16 protein-coding genes are annotated in these 18859 nt (G+C 70.7%); 6 read left to right on the top strand and 10 right to left on the bottom strand.

From position 1 onward, the window contains the following. Window positions 1–152: 152 nt before the first annotated feature. The gene (locus BLS95_RS31875) at window positions 153–533 is read right to left on the bottom strand and encodes a serine integrase family protein (RefSeq protein ID WP_218136073.1); all 381 of its coding nucleotides are present in this window, start codon (window positions 531–533) and stop codon (window positions 153–155) included. 358 nt (window positions 534–891) lie between these two features. Here BLS95_RS31875 and BLS95_RS31870 point away from each other — a divergent pair, with 358 nt between their 5' ends. Then, window positions 892–1254 carry a hypothetical protein gene (locus BLS95_RS31870; RefSeq protein ID WP_090939724.1) on the top strand — a complete coding sequence of 121 codons (363 nt, stop codon included), beginning with the start codon at window positions 892–894 and terminating at the stop codon, window positions 1252–1254. Between the two features lie 653 nt (window positions 1255–1907). Here the strand turns inward: BLS95_RS31870 and BLS95_RS55965 are convergent. The 5 genes from BLS95_RS55965 to BLS95_RS31845 form a co-directional block, all read right to left on the bottom strand. Next, the gene (locus BLS95_RS55965) at window positions 1908–2075 is read right to left on the bottom strand and encodes a hypothetical protein (protein WP_176993450.1); all 168 of its coding nucleotides are present in this window, start codon (window positions 2073–2075) and stop codon (window positions 1908–1910) included. A gap of 266 nt (window positions 2076–2341) precedes the next feature. After that, a complete protein-coding gene (locus tag BLS95_RS31860) occupies window positions 2342–2749 on the bottom strand; it encodes a VOC family protein (protein ID WP_090939824.1) in 408 nt (135 codons plus the stop codon). A gap of 134 nt (window positions 2750–2883) precedes the next feature. Continuing rightward, complete coding sequence (locus tag BLS95_RS31855; RefSeq protein ID WP_090939718.1) at window positions 2884–3564, bottom strand: hypothetical protein; 681 nt, start codon at window positions 3562–3564, stop codon at window positions 2884–2886. Between the two features lie 266 nt (window positions 3565–3830). Then, window positions 3831–4460 (bottom strand): carboxymuconolactone decarboxylase family protein, encoded by a 630-nt coding sequence (locus BLS95_RS31850; protein WP_090939715.1) that lies wholly within the window; start codon window positions 4458–4460, stop codon window positions 3831–3833. A gap of 78 nt (window positions 4461–4538) precedes the next feature. Further along, window positions 4539–5969 (bottom strand): cytochrome P450, encoded by a 1431-nt coding sequence (locus BLS95_RS31845; RefSeq protein WP_090939822.1) that lies wholly within the window; start codon window positions 5967–5969, stop codon window positions 4539–4541. Window positions 5970–6235: 266 nt separating this feature from the next. Here BLS95_RS31845 and BLS95_RS31840 point away from each other — a divergent pair, with 266 nt between their 5' ends. Next, window positions 6236–7195 (top strand): sulfotransferase, encoded by a 960-nt coding sequence (locus tag BLS95_RS31840; RefSeq protein WP_090939713.1) that lies wholly within the window; start codon window positions 6236–6238, stop codon window positions 7193–7195. A 70-nt stretch (window positions 7196–7265) separates the two neighbouring features. Here BLS95_RS31840 and BLS95_RS31835 read toward each other — a convergent pair whose 3' ends face one another. Beyond that, a complete protein-coding gene (locus tag BLS95_RS31835) occupies window positions 7266–8117 on the bottom strand; it encodes a helix-turn-helix transcriptional regulator (RefSeq protein WP_090939711.1) in 852 nt (283 codons plus the stop codon). Between the two features lie 87 nt (window positions 8118–8204). Here BLS95_RS31835 and BLS95_RS31830 point away from each other — a divergent pair, with 87 nt between their 5' ends. Both BLS95_RS31830 and BLS95_RS31825 read left to right on the top strand, forming a co-directional pair. Continuing rightward, a complete protein-coding gene (locus BLS95_RS31830) occupies window positions 8205–8996 on the top strand; it encodes an SDR family NAD(P)-dependent oxidoreductase (RefSeq protein ID WP_090939708.1) in 792 nt (263 codons plus the stop codon). After that, entirely contained in the window at window positions 8993–11221 is a 2229-nt protein-coding gene (locus tag BLS95_RS31825) for an MMPL family transporter (protein ID WP_245765399.1), read from the top strand. The genes BLS95_RS31830 and BLS95_RS31825 overlap by 4 nt, the downstream gene beginning before the upstream one ends. A gap of 6 nt (window positions 11222–11227) precedes the next feature. Here the strand turns inward: BLS95_RS31825 and BLS95_RS31820 are convergent, their stop codons facing one another. Next, on the bottom strand, window positions 11228–11878 hold the full coding sequence (locus tag BLS95_RS31820; RefSeq protein WP_090939705.1) for a response regulator: 651 nt from the start codon (window positions 11876–11878) through the stop codon (window positions 11228–11230). Further along, window positions 11860–13071, bottom strand: a complete 1212-nt coding sequence (locus BLS95_RS31815) for a sensor histidine kinase (protein WP_176993478.1) — start codon at window positions 13069–13071, stop codon at window positions 11860–11862. The genes BLS95_RS31820 and BLS95_RS31815 overlap by 19 nt, the downstream gene beginning before the upstream one ends. Before the next feature lie 110 nt (window positions 13072–13181). Here BLS95_RS31815 and BLS95_RS31810 point away from each other — a divergent pair, with 110 nt between their 5' ends. Together BLS95_RS31810 and BLS95_RS31805 are read left to right on the top strand one after the other, a co-directional pair. Further along, entirely contained in the window at window positions 13182–13922 is a 741-nt protein-coding gene (locus BLS95_RS31810; protein WP_245765398.1) for an ABC transporter ATP-binding protein, read from the top strand. Continuing rightward, a complete protein-coding gene (locus tag BLS95_RS31805; protein WP_090939700.1) occupies window positions 13916–16438 on the top strand; it encodes an FtsX-like permease family protein in 2523 nt (840 codons plus the stop codon). Before BLS95_RS31810 ends, BLS95_RS31805 begins: the two co-directional genes overlap by 7 nt. 52 nt (window positions 16439–16490) lie before the next feature. Here BLS95_RS31805 and BLS95_RS31800 read toward each other — a convergent pair whose 3' ends face one another. Further along, entirely contained in the window at window positions 16491–18848 is a 2358-nt protein-coding gene (locus tag BLS95_RS31800) for a glycoside hydrolase family 65 protein (protein WP_090939697.1), read from the bottom strand. Window positions 18849–18859 lie beyond the last annotated feature (11 nt).

Genomic DNA, 18859 nt, shown 5'->3' with positions numbered 1-18859 from the left:
CCCTCCAGGGGTCCCCATAGCAATGAAGAAATTTTCAACAAAGTAGCGTCTGACCTGCGATAACGCAGGAGCCTCCGACTGAGGTCCCGGTTTGATCACGGTGTTGGATCATGACGCCAAGGACAGTTCGCGGCTCGGGTACCGGCCAGGGTCTACGGCCGTTGCTTCGCATCGTCGGCTCGGGCGCCCAGCTCGGTGATGCTGGTGTCGTGGTCACGGAGCATGCGCATGACGGTGGCCGGGGAGGGGTGCCGGCCCCTTTTGGCGCCCTGGGTGATGACCAGGCGAGCGGCGATCTCGCGCAAGCTGAGGTCTTGGTCGCGCAGATGCAGGGCCATGGACAGCATGGTCTCATCGGTGACGGTGGCGCCGCCGATGGCCGTGCCGTTCCTGCGGGCGGACTCGTGGCCTTCCAGGGTGCGGTCGCGGATGTACTCGCGTTCTATCCCCGACAGGGCGGCCAGCACGGTGAACACCACGCCGGACGGATCGTGGCTGCCTTGCAGCTCGCCGGTGAGGAACTCACTACACAATCATGGGGACACACGTGAAGCTTGCAGCTAAAGACGGGACGACATCGTATGTTGATATCGTTGCAACCAGAAACGGCCAGGGCTTTGGTGCACCCGAATATTTCGAAGGTAAGAACGGCCCGTCGGCCAAACCGTCACCTCAGCAGAAGACCGTGTATGGGTAGCTAGCGAATGGTGGGAATGTCATTCTGCAGTCCCAGCAGATGCGTGATTGGGGCTTGGAGATTGGCGATTTACTTCCAGAGGCCGACGCCCAGATGATTCTTTATGGTGGGGCGAAGGCATGGTGGAAAGCGCTGGACGGGAGATATGGGGTGGGCACTGAACTTTATTGCCCGCGAGACGAGGTGAGTGGAAGATGAGCTATGACCTGGCGGTTTGGCATGGGGATGTGCCGTCAAGCGATCATGAAGCGGCAAGGGTGCATGATCGCCTGTACGATGAGTATCTCGATGGCGATGAGCTGTCCCCGGTGGGAAGTGCTATTGCTGACTTTCTGGCCGCCCTTACAGAGCGTTGGCCTGATAGGGATACCGGCGACGATACACCTTGGGCTTCAACGCCACTTTCCAGCGGGGCAAGTGGGCCATACGTTTACATCGCGCTTGCATGGAGTACTGCGGATATGGCGTCTGCCTATGTAGCGCAGGTTGCCAACAGCTTTGGGTTGATCTGTTTTGACCCTCAGATGAATGCGCTTCGGCGCGAAGCCGCGACATAGACCTCACCCGTGTGACGCCATGGGGCCCCGCAACCAGCGGCTTGTCTGGTGGCCGAGGTCGTCAATCAGAAGGGCGGTGTCGGGAAATCCACCAACGCCGTTCAGCTTGCAGCGGTCAACGCCGACACCGCCGGAGAGGAAGACTCCACTGTCGTCCTCTCTATTGACCCCCAGGGCTCCGCGGTCTGGTGGGCGGACCGAGTGGTCGGTGTCTACGAGGAACTGCTCAAAACCGATCCAGAGAAGGCCGCCAACCGGGCGCTGCCGTTCTACTTCGTGCAGGGGTATGAAAACCTGGATGAGCTGCGCGACCTGCCGAAGCTGCCTGGCATCAAGCACGTCTGGGTAGACACTTCTGGCTGGATGCCAACCGACAATCTCAACGCCCAGGACCCTTTCGACGACTCGGCGTTCGCCGACGCGCTACGGGTCATCTTGGAGATCGCCGACGACGTTCTCGTCCCTATAGAGGCCGAACCCCTGGCGTTCGACCCGACGTACAACACCATCGAGTACGTCGTGAAGAAGCGAGGGCTGCCGTCCATGGTGGTCATCAACAACTGGGACCCGCGCGACGGAACTCGCTCCCGGGACGAGACGATCGAGTTCGTGGACAACCACGGCTGGACTCGCGCCAGAACGGTGATCCGCCACTACCGCGTCCACACAGACGCTTCGGCGAACGGCCTGGTCGTCACTACGGACTCGTTCTCGCCGAGCGCGCCGAGTTTCTCCACCGACCGCCGGGCCCGCTCGCCGCCGGCCGGGGTCACCACCGAGACCAGCGCGTCCTCGCCCGCCTCCTCCAGCCGGGCGGCCATCCCACGATCACCGTCAGCGGCAGGGGGACCGGCACGGGCCTGCGGTAACGCTGTCAACGGCGACCAAGTCGGCATGGCCGTGATGTCCGTCGCGGCACATCACGACGGGGCAATCACCTCATCCCGGAGCGTGACGGCATGGCGGGGCCCAGGCGAATTCCCGACGCGATGGCGCCCGGCGCTCGCCCGGTTCCGATGGAACGGCGAGCCGATCCGCGCGGAGGGACCGGCCCGCCCAGGCGGCGTCGTCAACCCGGTGCCGGGGCTCAGGGCTCGGTGCCGGGGCGTTCCTGCAGCACCCAGCCGTTGCCGTCGGGGTCGTCGAAGAAGGCGAACGCGTTCCATCGCCCGCCCTTGCCCTCGGCCAGCGTCCCGTCCTTCTCGTAGTGCTGGACGGCGCTCACCTCGACCCCGCGCCGGGCCAGGTCCCGCCTGGCCGCCTCGATGTCGGCCACGACGAGCTGCAGCCCCTTGACCGGCCCCGGTCCCATCGCGGGGGCGGGGCCGATCACGATCGACCACCAGGCGCCGGGCGGCGTGAGGCGTACCGTCCGGTTGCCGGTGCCGGGCTGGGTGTCGCGGTCCACCAGGAACCCGACCTGCTCGCCGTAGAACCGCTTGGCTCTCTCCACGTCCGTCACCGGGACGGGGAGCACTTTGAGCTGCACGTTCATCGGGCCTGACTCCCTTCTCCTCACCGGGGGCCGCGACGGTCCCGGCACGACGTGGTCCTGGCCGACGTCGGCCAGGACCACGTCGGAACGCTCCACAAGGGGCCGTTCGTGTGCCGGAGGTCGCGCCACCGAACTCAGTGGTCGCCCGCACTCCTCGCACGCTGGTACAGCGTCGTCGGCATCGCCCGGTGAATGTCCGGATCGGGCGACAGGACCATGAACAGCGTGTCGCCGGTCGCGACGTAGGAGACCTGCTTGACGTTGTTGACCCCGATGTCCTGGCCGTCGGCGTCCCTGGCGGAGACGTAGCCGTACTTGGCCAGGATCTCCGCGCTCTCGCGGTCGGCGGGCGGCTCGAACTGGACCTGGATCTGCATGGTCAGGGTGCTGGCGTCGGCCAGGGCGGGCGAGGCCAGCTCGGTGTAGGTCACCCTGCCGACGACCTTGGCGTCCAGCGTCAGGGTGCCCGAGCTGCAGGTGCCGGCCGCCCGGCTGATCCGCTGGACGTCGACGCCGCCGGGCGACTCGATGACCATGTCGATGTAGAAGTTGTCGTGGCTGAAGCTCTTGGCCCGCCGGTCGGTCAGCCGTACCCAGCCGTTGAGCGAGTGCAGCTCCGGTACGGCCTCTTCGAGGTAGTTCTGGCAGCTGGGTGGCGCCCAGACCATGCCCCAGGGCGCGGGCAGCGGGTCGGCGGCCATCGCGGCGACGCTGGACTCCAGGTCGATGAGCCGACCGGCGGGGTGCTCGTCGACGGGCACGAGCAAGCTGCGCAGTTGCCGCACGCGAGCTTCGCTGGCGTTGTCGCTTACCATGGGTGATCACCCTTTCACGGGACGAATCCGTTGCCCCCATAGCGTCCGCCCGCACAGACCGGTCCGCTTCTCCGAGCATGCGCAGTCAGGGAACTCCCCGAAATCACCGCCCACTGACCGTGATCGACTACGAGCCGCTCCCGGACGCGATCTGCCCGCCGGAAGACGGGCGATAGGCGTGCTCGAACACGCCCCGCCGCACGGCGGCTCCCCGCATCCCGGCCGCAACTCGCCCGGCGGATCGGCGCCCGGACGCCGGCTCGAACTCAGCCCGCCGCCCAGTAGCCGTCCCGGGCCTTCGTGGCCGCCGCGGACTCGGCGTCCTCGAATCCGGGAGCCATCGCCGCCGGCGTGCCCGGGAGATACTGGTGGTGGTCGATGCCGAGCAACCTGATCCAGCTCTGCTGGCCGAAGGTGAGCGCGATGAAGCAGCCGAGTTCGACCAGCTCCGCTTCGGTGAAGTGCCGGTGCAGCCGCTCCCAGAACGCATCGTCGGTGTCGAGGCGCCAGGCGATCGCCTCGGCGTAGGAAAGCGCCGCCCGCTGCCGCTCGTCGTACTTCGGCGAGGACTCGAAATTCAGCAACTCGTCGTACTGCTGCTCCGACAACCCGCCTTCGGCCGCCTTGATCGAGCGCTGATTACCGCAGAACTCGCACTTCACCGTACGGGAGATGTAGACCCGGCAGAGCTCCTTGATCGCGTGATCGCACACGCCGTGGTCGAAGATCGCCTGCCAGGAGTCGGCGAACGCCCAGAACGCGTTCGGCGCGTGCGCCCGCACCGCCGAACTCTCCGGCCTGGGCGTGCCCTCGCGGGCGCATCTGTGCATCTCCTTTCGCATCGCCTCGTCCATCGACTCGAGCGGCACGTAACTGATCCGAGGCTCTTTCTGCACAGCGGGCTCCCATCCGCCGACGGTTCCTCTGTTTCTTCATACCGCCGGACGGATCACGCGCAAGGCCCGCATGCCCGCTCAGCGTGCGCGGCGCAGCCCGCGCAGAAAACTCCAGAGCGGGGACCGGGACGGCTTGCCGGCCGGCTCGTCCGCCGGTGAAGCGGCCCCGGATGCCGCCCCGGCAGCCGGCGTGGCAGCCGTCTGCGCGTCGGAGTCCTCGGCGGCGGCGGTATCGGCCGGGGGCGCCGGCACCCTGGCGAGCTCGTACTGGACGGGCAGCGACCGCAGCGACCGCATGAACGGGGAGGGCCGCCAGGGTAGCTGGTCGGCCGGGAGCGCGAGCTTCACCTTGGAGAACCGCCTGAACAGCCTTTGCACGGCGATGACGGCGATCCGGGTGGCCAGCACCTGGCCCAGGCAGCTGTGCGGCCCCGCTCCCCAGGCCAGGTGGGCGCGGGTGCTGCGAATGGCGTGCCAGTCGATCGCCCCGGCGAAGCGCGGGTCGCCATGGGCGGCGGCGACGGAGAGCATCACGGGATCGCCGGCGGGGATGGTGTAGTTGCCCATCTTCACGTCCGTCAGCGCGTAGCGGAAGGTCAGGTTGGCCATCGGCGGGTTGAGCAGGGCGACCTTGTTCACCGCCTCGTCGATGGCGCCCGCCGACAGGCTCTCCCGCACCCCCGCGTTGGCGATGACCTCGACGACCACGTTGCAGACGAGGCTGCCGGTGAAGTCGAGCAGGCCGGGCAGCATCAGGAGCTCGCGGGCCAGCTCGTCCAGGGTGATGTCCGGCTTGGCGTTGATCAGGTAGGACGGCAGGTCCTCGCCGGGGGACTCCCGCTTGGCGGCGCCCAGTTCGGTCATGGCGGCGTACAACCGCTCGAAAGCCGCGGCCGCGTCGGGGCCGGCGTCGAGCATCCGCCAGATGTCCATCACCACGTCCTCGCCGCGTGCGGCGGTGAAGCCGAGCATGCGGTCGGCGACCATCAGCGGGAGCGGTCGCGCGTACTGGGCGGCCAGGTCCGCCCACCCCGCGGCGCCGCCCTCCGCCAGCACGCCGATGAGGTCGTCGGCGTGGCTCACGACGGCCTGCTCCAGCTGCTGCGCCTGGGGGTGGCCGTAGTCCTGGAAGGGGGCGAGGGCGGTGGTCCAGGCGGCCCGCAACCGGTTCAGCGTGGCGCCTTCCTGGAAGGTCGAGTTGTTGACCTGGAAGACGGGCAGCAGGGGCCAGTCGGCCGGCAGCCGGCCTTCGGCGTTCATCTTCCAGTTGTCCAGGCGCTTGCTCCACGCTCCGCCGGGGTTCTGCAGGACGCGGAGCACTTCCTCGTAACCCATGACGAACCAGACCGGCACCCCGAGGAGATCGACGGGCGCGACGGGGCCGTAGGTCTCGCGCAGCCTCTCGTGCACGAGTGCGGGGTCCGCGTCGTAGTCCCTGGTCAGCAGTGGCTCGGCGGAAACCGGTGCCGTGGTCGCGGGGGGCTGCTGGGGCCATGGGCCTCGGGTCACGGGTTGAACCGCCTTTCTGATCGCCACTTCACTCGTCACATCGGTCACGGATCATGACCGGCGTGACGCGCAACGGGAGCTTACGGCTGTTTCCCGCAAGAGGTATGCGGCATTACCCATTGCGACTGATCTTCGTAACCTGAGCGGGCAGCCCGACTCCCTCGTCCGCAATCGCCCCCTTCGCCCCCACCCCTGGCGCTCCGACCATGCCTTCTTCCGCGATTCGGTGCCGGCCGGGAGCCGCAGGACCGTAAGTTTACGTTTCTATGACCATCCGAACACGCTCCGCAACCGATCGTCCGCCGCAGCCGATCCGCATCCTGTTCCTCGGGGGTCACGGCAGGTCGGGCAGCACCCTGATCTCGCGCGCTCTGGGCGCGGTCGAGGGGGCGTCCTGCGTGGGCGAGCTGCGTTACCTGTGGACGCAGGGCGTGGCCAAGAACCAGCTGTGCGGGTGCCGGCGGCGGTTCGCCGGGTGCGAGTTCTGGCAGGAGGTCGGCCGGGCCGCCTTCGGCGACTGGCGCAACGTGGACGCCGCCGAGATGTCCCGGCTGCACCATTCGGTCATGCGCATCAGGCACGTCCCGCGCCACGTGCTCACCGGTACGACGGGCGCCTTCGCCCGACGCGTCCACCGCTACGCCGCGACCATGGCCACGGTCTATCGGGCGATCGCCGAGGTGAGCGGGAGCTCGGTGATCGTGGACTCCTCCAAGTTCCCCACCTCGGCGCTGCTGCTGCGCCGGGTGCCCGGCATCGACCTGCGGATCGTCCAGCTCGTCCGCGGCCCGCACGGCGTCGTCCACTCCTGGTCCCGCAGGGTGCAGCGGGCCGACAAGGGCGGGCGGCTGATGGCCACCCACTCACCGGCGCAGACCGCCGCCGAGTGGCTGGCCTTCAACGCCGCCATCGAGTCCTTCCGCCTGACCGACACCCCGTGGACGCTCATGCGCTATGAGGACTTCGTCGCCCAGCCCCGCCGTGAGCTGTCCAGGGTGCTGGAGTTCGCCGGGCTGCCGTCGGCCGCCACGCCGTTCCTCGGCGACGGCACGATCGACCTGCCCGCCGATCACAGCGTGGCGGGCAACCCGATGCGCATCAGCACCGGCGTGGTGCCGCTCAGGGCGGACGAGGAATGGCGGACGGCGATGCGCCCGGGCCGCCGCCGCATGATCACCGCCTTCACCACCCCGGGCATGCTCCGGTACGGCTACCCGCTCCGCTAGGGCGAACTCGTCAGGCGAGGCGGAAGCGTCCGGCGAACCTCTGCCCGGCGATCCCGAGCGGGCGGACCACCTAGCCGGGCACGTCCATGCGCTGCGTGCCGATCACCGACAGCAGCCGCAGCGACTCCTCTGCCGGGGAGCCGGGTTCGGCGGTGTAGATCACGACTCGCTGGTCTCGGTCGGTGATGTCGAGGACGTCGCAGTTGAGGGTGATGGGGCCGATCAGCGGGTGGTTGACGGTCTTGCGCAGGGTGAGCTCGCTGTGTACGTCATGGGCGGCCCACAGCCGGGCGAATGCCGCGTTGCCGGAGAGAAGGTCACCGACCAGGGCGGCCACCTCGGGGTCGTCAGGGTAACGGGCGGCGGTGGCCCGCAGGTCCCGGGCCGCGGCGTGAGCGAACGCCTCCACGTCGGACAGGCTGTACCGAAGCCGCTCCCGCGATCGCGGCGCGAGGAAGGCACGGCGCACGAGGTTGCGTTCGTGCCGGGGCAGGGCGGAGAAGTCCTCCAGGAGGGCGGTCGCCAGGTCGTTCCAGGCGATGACCTCATAGGTCGCGGACAGCACGATCGCCGCGGCGTGCGGCAGCCGCCGCAGGAGGTCGAGGATGCTCTGCCGCACCTCGCGTGAGGGCCCGGCCGTCGGGCCTGGCGGGGCGCCGGCGAGGTGGTGCAGGTGGTCGCGCTCGGCGTCCGACAGGCGCAGGGCCCGAGCCAGACCGGCGAGCACCTCGCGGGACGGGCGCGGGCCACGGGCCTGTTCCAGCCGCGAGTAGTACTCGGTCGAGATGAACGCCAACTGCGCCACCTCCTCACGACGCAGCCCCGGGGTGCGGCGGCGCGGCCCGGCGGGCAGCCCCACGTCGGCAGGGCTGATGCGCTCACGCCTGCTGCGCAGGAAGCCGGCCAGCTCTCGTCTGTCCACGCCCCCAGTGTGCACGGGTGCCAGGGAGCCGATCCAGGTACCGCTGGTGCCTGGATCGGCTGTGCGGCCGGACGCAGGCTCGCTGTCATGGACGACGACACCTTCACCCCCGCCGCTCCCGGCCTGCTGGCCGGCAAGGTCGCCTTCGTCACCGGCGCCGGTCGCGGTATCGGCGCCGCCGCGGCGCGGCTGTTCGCCAGGGAGGGCGCCCGGGTGCTGCTGGCGGCCCGGACGGAGAACCAGCTGAAGGCGGTGACCGAGGAGATCCGGGCGGCCGGCGGCGCCGCGGACCACGCGGTGTGCGACCTTGCCGACGGGGCCAGTGTGCGCGCCGCCGTCGACCGCGCCGTCGACCTGTACGGCCGGCTCGACGTCGCCTTCAACAACGGCGCGACCATCGTGCCGCCCGGCCCGATGGACCAGGCGACCGAGGCCGACTTCGACCATGTCTACGCCGTGAACCTCAAGGGCGCCTGGGCGGCCATGGCCGCCGAGGTCGCCGCCATCCGGGCCACCGCCGGCACAGGCGCCATCGTCAACACCTCATCCGTCGGCAGCCTGAGGGGCAACCCCACGCTGCCCGCCTACGGCGCGATGAAGCGGGCGGTCAACAGTCTCACCGAGTCGGCCGCCGTCACCTACGGCCCGGAGGGCATCCGCGTCAACGCCATCGCTCCCGGCACCACTCTGACCGACATGGTGCGCGCCTGGAACGACAGCTCACCTGGCATCGTCGATCAGCTCAACGCGCGCACTCCCCTGCGTCGCGCGGCCGACCCCGAGGAGATCGCGCAGGCCGCCGCCTGGCTCCTCAGCGACCGCGCCTCCTACGTGACCGGGACGGTCCTCCCGGTTGATGGCGGCATGCAGGCAGCGTGAGCCAGGACTACTCAGGAGGCATCGCCATGTTCTCGTGGCTGGGGCATTTCGCCCATGCGCGCAGGCGCGCGTTGTTGATCGCGACCGCCCTGTTCGTGGTACTCGCCGGTGCCTGGGGCGGCGGGGTGTTCGGCGCCTTGAGCACCGGTGGGCTGGAATCTCCCCATGCGGAGTCGTACCGGGCCAACGAGCTCCTGGAGGGCCACTTCGGGCACCGGCCGGCGCAGGCGGACGCGGTGGCGATCTACAGCGACCCCACCGGCGAGTTGTCGGTGGACGACCCGGCCTTCAGGAAGGCGGTGACGGCGGCGCTCAGCAGCCTGCCGCAGACCGAGGTCGTCTCCTGGACCAGTTACTGGAGCCCGGAGCTCACCGAGGAACAGCGCTCGGGGTACGTCTCGACGGACGGCCACGCCACGTTGGCGACGATCATTCTGCGCGGCGCGGACGACCAGGAGCGCCTTGAGTCCTACGGCGAGATCGAGCAGCAGATGCGTGCTCAGGGCCTGGAGACCCACATCGCCGGCGGCTCCACCAGTGTGTTCCACCTTCAGCGGCTCGCCACGGAGAACCTGGCCACCGCCAACATGATCTCGCTGCCGATCCTGCTGCTCCTGCTGCTGGTCGTCTTCCGGGGCGTGGTGGCCGCCGCCATCCCCCTCGCCCTGGGGATCATGGCCATCCTCGGCTCGCTGGTGATGCTGCGCGCCCTGACCTATGTCACGGATGTCTCGATCTTCGCCATGGAGATCTCCATGCTGCTCGGGCTCGGCCTCGCCATCGACTACGGGCTCTTCATGGTCAGCCGGTTCCGCGAGGAACTCGCGCGCACCGGCGGCGACGTACGGCAGTCGCTGGTGGCGACGATGAAAACGGCCGGGCACACGGTCGCCTTCTCCGGTCTGACGGTCGTCATCGGACTTTGCGGACTGATGTTCTTCCCGCAGCCGATCTCCCAGGCGTTCGGCTTCGGCGGCATCGCGGTCGTCCTCTTCGACCTCCTCGCCGCGCTCGTCGTACTGCCCGCCGTGCTGGCGGTGCTCGGCTCCCGGATCAACGCGCTGAGTCTTCCCTGGCCGCGCCGCCGGGCCGGAGCCGTCACGCGGGAGAACCGGGCGTGGAACCGGCTGGCCACGTCCGTCACCCGCCGGCCGCTGCCATGGCTGGCGGGTGGTCTGCTGGCGCTGCTGGTCGCCGCCGCCCCGCTGCTCTCACTGCAGCAGGGCCTCACCAACCACCGCTACCTGCCGGCCGGCAACGAGGGCCAGGTGGTCCCGAGGATGCTGGTGGCGGACTTCCCGCAGGACGGCCCGGCCGGTCTGCGGATGGACGTCGCCATCGCCGGCCCCGTGCGGCGGGCCGCCCTCGACGACTACTTGCGGTCCGTCGAAGGCATCCAGGGAGCGGGGGTGGCCGGCGTGCATCTCGCCGACTCCGAGCTGACCTGGGCGACGGTCGCCTTCCGGGGCGAGGCCGACGACGCGGACAACCTGCAACTGGTACGGGACATCAGGGCACTCGAACCTCCGGCCGGCGCGACCGAGGTCCTCGTCGGCGGTGGTGGCGGACCGGCGGTCAGCCTCGACAACAGTGACGCGACGATGGCGGCGCTGCCGTGGGCGCTGGCCTTCATCGGCCTGTCGACGCTGTTCCTGCTGTTCCTCGCGTTCCGGTCCGTGCTCGTACCGGTCAAGGCCGTCGTCGTCGCCTTCCTGTCGCTGGCGGCCTCCTGCGGCCTCATCGTCTGGGGATTCCAGGAGGGCGGCCTGGCCGGCCTGATGGACTTCTCCGTGGTGGGCACCACCGACGTGTGGGCGCTGGGGCTCATCATCACGATCGCCTTCGGCCTGGTGACCGACTACGAGATGTTCCTGGTGAGCCGCATCAGCGAGGAGTACCGGGCCACCGGCGACAACCGGCGTGCGATCATCGTGGGCCTGCGCGGCACCGGATCCCTCATCACCCGGGCCGGGCTGCTCATGGTCGTCGTCCTGGCCACGATGGGCTTCACCGCGACCTCGCTGTTCCTGATGACCATCGGGGTCGGGCTCACACTCTGCGTGGTGATCGACGCCACCCTGGTCCGCGCGATCGTCGTACCCGCCGCGATGCAGTTGCTCGGCGGGGCGAACTGGTGGCCGGGCCGCCCGCGGGGGTCGAACGACCGGCCGCGGCCGACTCCTCGGACCGAGGGCACGGGTCTGCCCGATCAGGTGACCCGGTAACTCCCCTCAGGCGCGGAGGTAGGCGAGGACGGCCAGGACTCTGCGGTGGTCGTCGTTGTCCGGAGGGAGGTCGAGTTTGGTGAAGATGGAAGCGATGTGCTTGGAGACCGCCGCCTCTGTCACGACGAGGCTGCGGGCGATGGCGGCATTCGAGCGGCCTTCCGCGATGAGGCCGAGCACCTCGTGCTCCCGGGGCGTGAGCCGGGTGAGCGGATCGCGGCGGCGGCTGAGGAGTTGGCGGACGACCTCGGGATCGACGACCGTACCTCCGTCGGCCACCCGCGCGAGGGCGTCGACGAACTCCTTCACGTCGCCCACCCGATCCTTGAGCAGGTAGCCGATGCCGGCGCCGCCAGCCGAGTCGAGGAGTTCGGCGGCGTAGGTCTGCTCGACGTACTGGCTGAGTACGAGCACGGCGAGGCCGGGCCGGGAAGCGCGCAGGGCGAGGGCGGCCCGCAACCCCTCGTCGCTGTATCCGGGAGGCATCCTGACGTCGACGATGACGACGGCCGGGCCGTGCTCCTCGACGGCGGCGAGCAGGGCGGGGGCGTCCCCCACCGAGGCGACGACCTCGTGGCCGAAGCGTTCGAGCAGCCCGGCGAGCCCTTCTCGGAGCAGGACGGCGTCCTCGGCGATGACTACGCGGAGGCCGGGCACGGGATCTCCACACGAAGGCAGGTGGGCCCGCCGCGCGGGCTGGACAGGGTCATGGTGCCGTCGATCACGGCGAGCCGGTCGGCGAGCCCGGCGAGCCCCGATCCCCGGTCGGGGTCGGCTCCGCCGACGCCGTCGTCGCCGACCTCCACCACGAGCCTCCCCCCTGACATGCGGCCGCGCACCGAGCATCGGGTCGCGCCGCTGTGCTTGGCCACGTTGGCGAGCGCCTCGCAGACGACGTAGTAGGCGGTGGCCTCGACGGACGCCGATGGCCGCGCGGCCAGGGACAGGTCGACGTCGACGGACACGGGCGAACGGCCGGCGACGTCGCGGACGGCGGCGGTGAGCCCCCGATCGGTGAGGACCTGCGGATGCACGCCCCGGATCAGCTCCCGCAGCTCGGCGAGTGCCTTCATGGCCTCTACGCGCGCCTCCTCCACCTGTACGGCCGCGGGCGACCCGGGCGGCAGGTCGAGCCCCGCGAGCCCGAGCTTCATGGTGAGCGCGACCAGCCGCTGCTGCGCGCCGTCGTGCAGGTCGCGCTCGATCCTGCGGCGCTCGCTCTCGTACGCGTCGACCAGCCTGGCCCGCGACCTGATGATCTCCGCCTCGCGCGGGGCGAGCACGGCACGCACGATCAAAGCTCGCGCTCCCGCCCAGGCGGTCACCGGGTAGGCGGCCAGCGGCAACAGGACGAGGCCGGCCGCCGAGATCGGCAGGGCTGTCAGCAGGCTGTCCACCTCGGGTTGCAGCGGCGCCGAAAGCAGGAGGAACGGTATCCACACGGACACGGAAATCACCCCCAGGTCGACGCACCAGATGGCGGCCAGGGCCACCATCGCGAAGCCCAGCTCACGCCAGGTCGCCTGTTCACGCAGCCGGTTGCCGAGCCAGGCGGTGAGGCCGGGACGGCCGGGCGGCTGATGGGGGTCACGGGCCGGGGCGGCGTCCACCAGGCGCAGCCGCAGCCGCTCGAACCTCGCGAGGGGCAGGCCGAGAACGACCAGCACGACCCCTCCGAGCAGGCAGCCGATCGTGACGCTGAAGCGGTAGGCCACGTAGACCAGGGCGACGGCCACCCCGGCGAACACCACGCTCGACGACAGGTATGCCAACGATCGCCATGGCCACATGGACCGGAGGAACGCCGACGGCCTGGTCGTCAGGGCCTCCAGCGCGTTGCGAGCGATCACGCCTCGACGTTATCCGACCGGCTCCGACCAGGGCAGTAGTGCTGGGTCTACCTCCGGTCCTCGCGCTGGCGCCAATGTGCGGCGGGCCCGGAACGGCTTGGCTCATGGCCATGGCAGCGAACGAAACCGTCCGGCTGCGGACGGTGCGCAGGACGTACGGCACCGGCGACGCGGCGGTGACCGCGCTCGACGGTGTGACCACCTCCTTCCAGACCGGCACGTTCAGCGCGGTGATGGGACCGTCCGGGTCGGGCAAGTCCACCCTCTTACATTGCGCCGCCGGGCTCGACCGGCCGACCGAGGGCACGGTCCTGATCGACGGCACCGACCTCGGCACGCTCGACGAGACCGGCCTCACGCTCCTGCGCCGCGAGCGGATGGGGTTCGTCTTCCAGGCGTTCAACCTGGTGTCGGCCCTCACCGCGGAGCAGAACGTCTCGCTTCCGCTGCGCCTGGCCGGCCGGCGGTTCGAGCCGGTGGAGATCCGGGCGGCGCTCGCCGAGGTCGGCATGGCCGACCGGGCACGGCACCGGCCGAGCCAGATGTCGGGCGGCGAGCAGCAGCGCGTGGCCATCGCCCGGGCACTGATCAGCGGGCCGTCCGTGGTCTTCGCCGATGAGCCGACGGGCGCGCTCGACACCACGTCGTCGCGCGGTGTGCTGAGCCTGCTGCGCGACCTCGTGACCCGCCAGGGCCAGACAGTGATCATGGTGACGCACGACCCGATGGCCGCCGCCTACGCCGACCGGGTGCTCTTCCTCGCCGATGGCCGGATCGTCGGCGAGCTCCGCGACGAGATCAGCGCCGAGGCCGTGGCGAGCCGCATGGCGGGCCTGGAGACGGCATGCTGAGCCACCGCGACAACCGCCGATCAGCTGACGACTCTCGACCGCCCCGGGGGAGCACCGAACGTCCGACTCGCGGCACGGGTCTCCGGCTGGGCCTGGCAACGCTGCGCGAACGCTGGAGCGCCCTCGCGGGCAGTGCGGTCGCGCTGGTGCTCGGCGTGGCCATCGTGACGGTGACGTCGCTGGCGTGGTTCTCCGGGGTGCCGCGGCTGCCCGACCGCCTGGCGGGGGCGAGCGTACTGGTGGCCTCACCGGCCATCGAGCGGGCCGACGGCGACTTCACCCCCGACCGGCCGTGGTCGCCCGGCCAGGCCGCCTCGTTCGTGCGGCGCCTGGGCGAGCTCGACGGCGTCGCGCGGGCGGTCCCCGAGCGGTCCTTCTACGCACAGGCCGTCGTCGGCGGCGCCCCGGCCGAGGCCGACCGGGGCCACGCGTGGTCCACGACGGCGCTGGGACCGTACGGGCTGGTGACCGGCAGGGCACCGCAGCACACAGGTGAGGCGGTCGTCGACCGGTCGCTGGGCGCGGCACCGGGCACGCGGATCACCGTCCTGACCGCCGAAGGTCCCGCGCCGTACACGGTGACGGGCACGACCGACGGTCCTGGCGTCTACCTGAGCGACGCCGAGGCGGAGACGCTGGCCGGGGGCGTACGCGTGATCGGGCTGGTCACCGAGCCGGGCGCCGACGTGTCCGCGGTGGAGTCGGCCGCCCGGGCCGTCACCGGCGGCCAGGGCCGGGTGTTCGCCGGCGACGAACGGACCGCGCTCGAACCCCTGGAAGAGGCCCGCGTCCGGTGGATCGGCACCCAGGTGCTCACCGCCATGAGTGCCCTGTCCGCCTTCGTCTCGATCTTCGTGGTGGCCTCCACGTTCGCCTTCGCCGTCGCGCAACGGCGGCACGAACTCGGCCTGCTGCGCGCGGTGGGAGCGACACCGAGGCAGATCCGCGGCATCGTGTACGGCGAGGCGCTCGCGGTCGGGGTCGTGGCGGCCGGGGCCGGGGTGCTGCTCGGCGCCCTGCTCGCCCCGGTGCTGGGCGACGCCCTGGTCACCGCCGGGTTCGAGCCGCCTGGCTTCGAGGTGCGTCCGCTGCCGCTGCCACTGGTGGGGGCGTTCGTCCTGGGGGTGCTCGTCGCGCTGGTCGGCGTGTGGTCGGCCGCCCGGCGGGCGGGCCGGGTGGGTCCGCTGGAGGCGCTGCGCGAGGCCGCGGTCGATGACCGGCCGATGCCGCGCAGCCGGTGGATCGCCGGCGGGCTGTCCACCGCCACGGGCCTGGCCTGCGCCGTCGTCACGGCGGGCGCCGAGGGCGGCGACCTGTTCAACCTCGCCCTGTACACCGCGATGGCGTTGATCATCGGATTGGCGCTGCTCGCCCCGGCGATCGTCCCACCGGTGGCCCGGGGAGTCACCTGGCCTCTCGGACGGCTGCGCGGCGCCACCGGCCTGCTGGTGCGGGAGAGCACCCTGACCGCGGTTCGCCGTACGGCCTCCACGGCCACCCCGGTGCTGGTCACCGTGGGCTTCGCGGTGCTGATCACCGGCATGGTGCAGACCACGGCGGGCGTCTACTCCGCCGCGCGGGCCACCTCCCTACGGGCGCACGGCATGGTGATCCCGTCCGGCACGCCGGGGCTGTCCGACGCGGCGGTCACCGCGAGCGGCGGCGCGGCGATGCTCCCCACGGCGCTCTACCAGGACGACGACCGGACCCTCCCCGCCGCCGGGATCACCCCTCGGCTGCTCGCGATGGGCCGCGGATCGCTCGACGTGGTCTCCGGTTCGCTGGATTCCCTCGCCCCCGATGGCGCGGCCATCGTGCCGTGGGTCGCCGAATCACGCGGCTGGAAACCCGGCGACCGGGTCAAGGCCATCTTCGAGGACGGCCGTGCCACCACCCTGACGATCGCCGCCGTGGTCGCCGACGCCCCCACCAGCGTGCTGCTCCCCTACGACCTGGTACGCGAACACGATCCCTCCGCCCTGGCCGAGGAGGCGTATCTCGGCCAGGGCGGCCCGGCCACCGTGCGGCCGGGTGTGGGCGCGCGGGCGGTGGACATGACGACCTACGCGGCCGAGTCCGCCGACGAGGAGGACCGCCTGGTCTGGATCTTCACCCTGCTCCTCGTGATCGTGTCCGCCGGGTACACCGCCGTCTCGATCGCGAACACTCAGATGATGGCCGCCGCCGGACGCAGGCGGGACCTGGCCGTCCTGCGCCTGTCCGGGGCGACCAGGCGACAGGTTGTGCGGGCGCTCTCCACCGAATCGGCCATGGTCGTCGCCCTGGGCACCGCGCTCGGCCTCCTGGTGGCGTTGCCCGCACTGCTCGGGATGCGCTCGGGCCTCGCGGCGACGCTCGGCATGGACGTCGTCCTCGTCGTGCCGTGGCCGTTGATCGCCGGACTCGTCATCGCCTGCCTCCTCGTCGCCTCCGGCGCCGCCGTCCTCACGGCACGCCAAGCCGTACGAGGCCCGGCGGGATCACCACGAGACGAGAACCTCCCGACCACAGGATGAACTCCGCCCCTTGCCCAAGGCCGGCCGGCAAGGCGCCCCCGGGTGCCACACCTCATCCCTCCGGGTGGCGAGGAAGGGGCGCGCGGCCGGCCGGCTGGTGGATCCGCTGCTCGGGCTCCGGTGCCGAGGGGTTCGGCAGTCTGACCGGCTCCGCCCGCAGGGGGAACGGCTCGCCGTGGTGGGCCACGGTGAGCGGCGGGCCCTCCTGGAGCCGGTAGGTCGTCGCGTCCGAGGTGACGCTCACGTGGACAAGACTGCCGCGGTAGCGCACGCTGAAGGCGAGCCGGGTCAGGCCCGGCGGCAGCCTCGGGGCGAAGCGCATCCGGCCCTGACCGGCGCGCATCCCGCCGAATCCGGCGACCAGGGAGATCCACACGCCGGCCAGCGAGGCCATGTGGATGCCGTCCACGGTGTTCTGCTCCAGGTCCGCCAGGTCCATCATCGCCGCCTCGCCGAGGTAGCGGTAGGCGAGCTCGAGCTGTCCCACCTCGGCGGCGATCACCGCCTGGGTGCAGGCCGACAACGACGAGTCGCGAACCGTCAGCGCCTCGTAGTAGGCGAAGTCGCGGGCCTTCTGCTCGGGCGTGAACGCGTCGCCGCGCAGGTGCATCGCCAGTACGAGGTCGGCTTGCTTGACCACCTGCCGGCGGTAGAGGTCGAAATAGTGGAAATGCCGCAGCAGCGGGTACTGTTCCGGCTTCGTACCGGCGAAATCCCAGACCTCATGCTCGGTGAAGCCCTCGCTCTGCGGGTGCACGCCCAGGCGCTCGTCGTAGGGGACGGCCATCACGGCCGCCGCGTCGCGCCATCGCGTGGTCTCCTCCGGGGTGACCCCGAGCTCTGCCGCCCGATCGGGATGGCGATCGGCGGCCTCGGCGGCCGCACGCAGGTTCTGCTGCGCCATCAGGTTGGTGTAGACGTTGTTGTCGGCGACGGCGCTGTACTCGTCGGGTCCGGTCACGCCATCGATGCGATACCGCCCGTGGGCGTCATGATGGCCCAGCGCGCACCACAACCGGGCCGTCTGGAGCAGCAGCGGCAGGCCGACGTCCCGCTCGAACGCCGTGTCCTCGGTGGCGTCGACATACTGGGCGACCGCGTAGGCGATGTCGGCGTTGATGTGGAATGCCGCGGTTCCGGCGGGCCAGTAGCCGGAGCCCTCCTCGCCGTTGATCGTCCGCCAGGGAAAGGCCGACCCGGACAGGCCGAGCTGCGTGGCACGGGCCTGCGCCGACGGCAGCGTCGACTTCCGCCACGTCAGCGCGTCGGCGGCGGCCCGCGGGTAGGTGTGGGTGAGCACCGGCAGCACGAAGATCTCCGTGTCCCAGAAGGCATGTCCGTCATAGCCGGAGCCGGTCAGCCCCTTGCCGGGGATGGGGCGGTCCTCCAGGCGCGCGGACGCCTGCAGCAGGTGGAACATCCCGAACCGGATGGCCTGCTGCACCTCGGGGTCGCCCACGACCTCCACGTCCGCGCCCTGCCAGAACTCGTCGAGGAACCGCCGCTGGTCGGCGCACAGACCCTCCCAGCCGGCCAGCCGGGCGGCCGCCAGCGCCGCGACGACCTGATCGTGCAGGGCGGGCCGGGACCGCCTGGCCGACCACCCGTAGGAGAAGTACTTGACCAGCCGCAGCCGCCCGCCGGGGGCGAGGCGTGTGGCGACGGTCACCCGGTTGACGTCGCCGCTGGCCTGCGCTTCGATCAGGGTGCCATCCGGCCCGGCGATGTCGTGGCACATGGCGGAGGCCACCCGTAGGCCGCTCGCCCGAGTGTGGTGGACCATGATCGCCACACCCTCCTGCGCCGGAACGTTCTCCTCCAGGACCAGCGGCGACTCCAGAGGGGCGGCCACGCGCGGGTCGCCGGACACGTACTGCTGGGTTTCGTTGGCGACCAGCTCGGACTGCACGACCACGTGCCGGGGCTCGTCGACGGCCTCGACCTCGTAGCGGATCGCGGCCACCGCGCGGTGGGTGAAGGACACCAGCCGGGTGGTCGTCAGCCGCACCTGGCCACCGGTCGGAGAGCTCCATCCAACCGTGCGGGTCAGGGTCCCGGCGCGCAGGTCCAGGACCCGTACGTGCTCGTGCAGCGTGCCGTACCGCACGTCGAAAGGCTCGTCGTCGACCAGCAGCCGGATCAGCTTGCCGTTGGTGACGTTCACCACCGTCTGTCCCGACTCCGGATAGCCGTAACCCGCCTCGCCGTACAGCAGCGGCCTGAGCTCGTAGAACCCGTTGAGGTAGGTGCCCGGCTCCCCGCACGGCTCGCCCTCCTCCAGGTTGCCGCGCAGGCCGATGTGCCCGTTGGACAACGAGAACACCGACTCGGTCTGCGCCAGCACGTCGATGTCCAGCCGGCATTCCCGCAAGGACCATGGCTCGACCGCGAACGCCGGATGTGTGATCATCGTGCCACCTC

The sequence above is a fragment of the Nonomuraea jiangxiensis genome, assembly GCF_900099965.1.
Classification (GTDB): Bacteria; Actinomycetota; Actinomycetes; order Streptosporangiales; family Streptosporangiaceae; genus Nonomuraea; species Nonomuraea jiangxiensis.
Note: the sequence above shows the minus strand (reverse complement) of the source record. Positions and strands in the feature narration are given on the sequence as shown.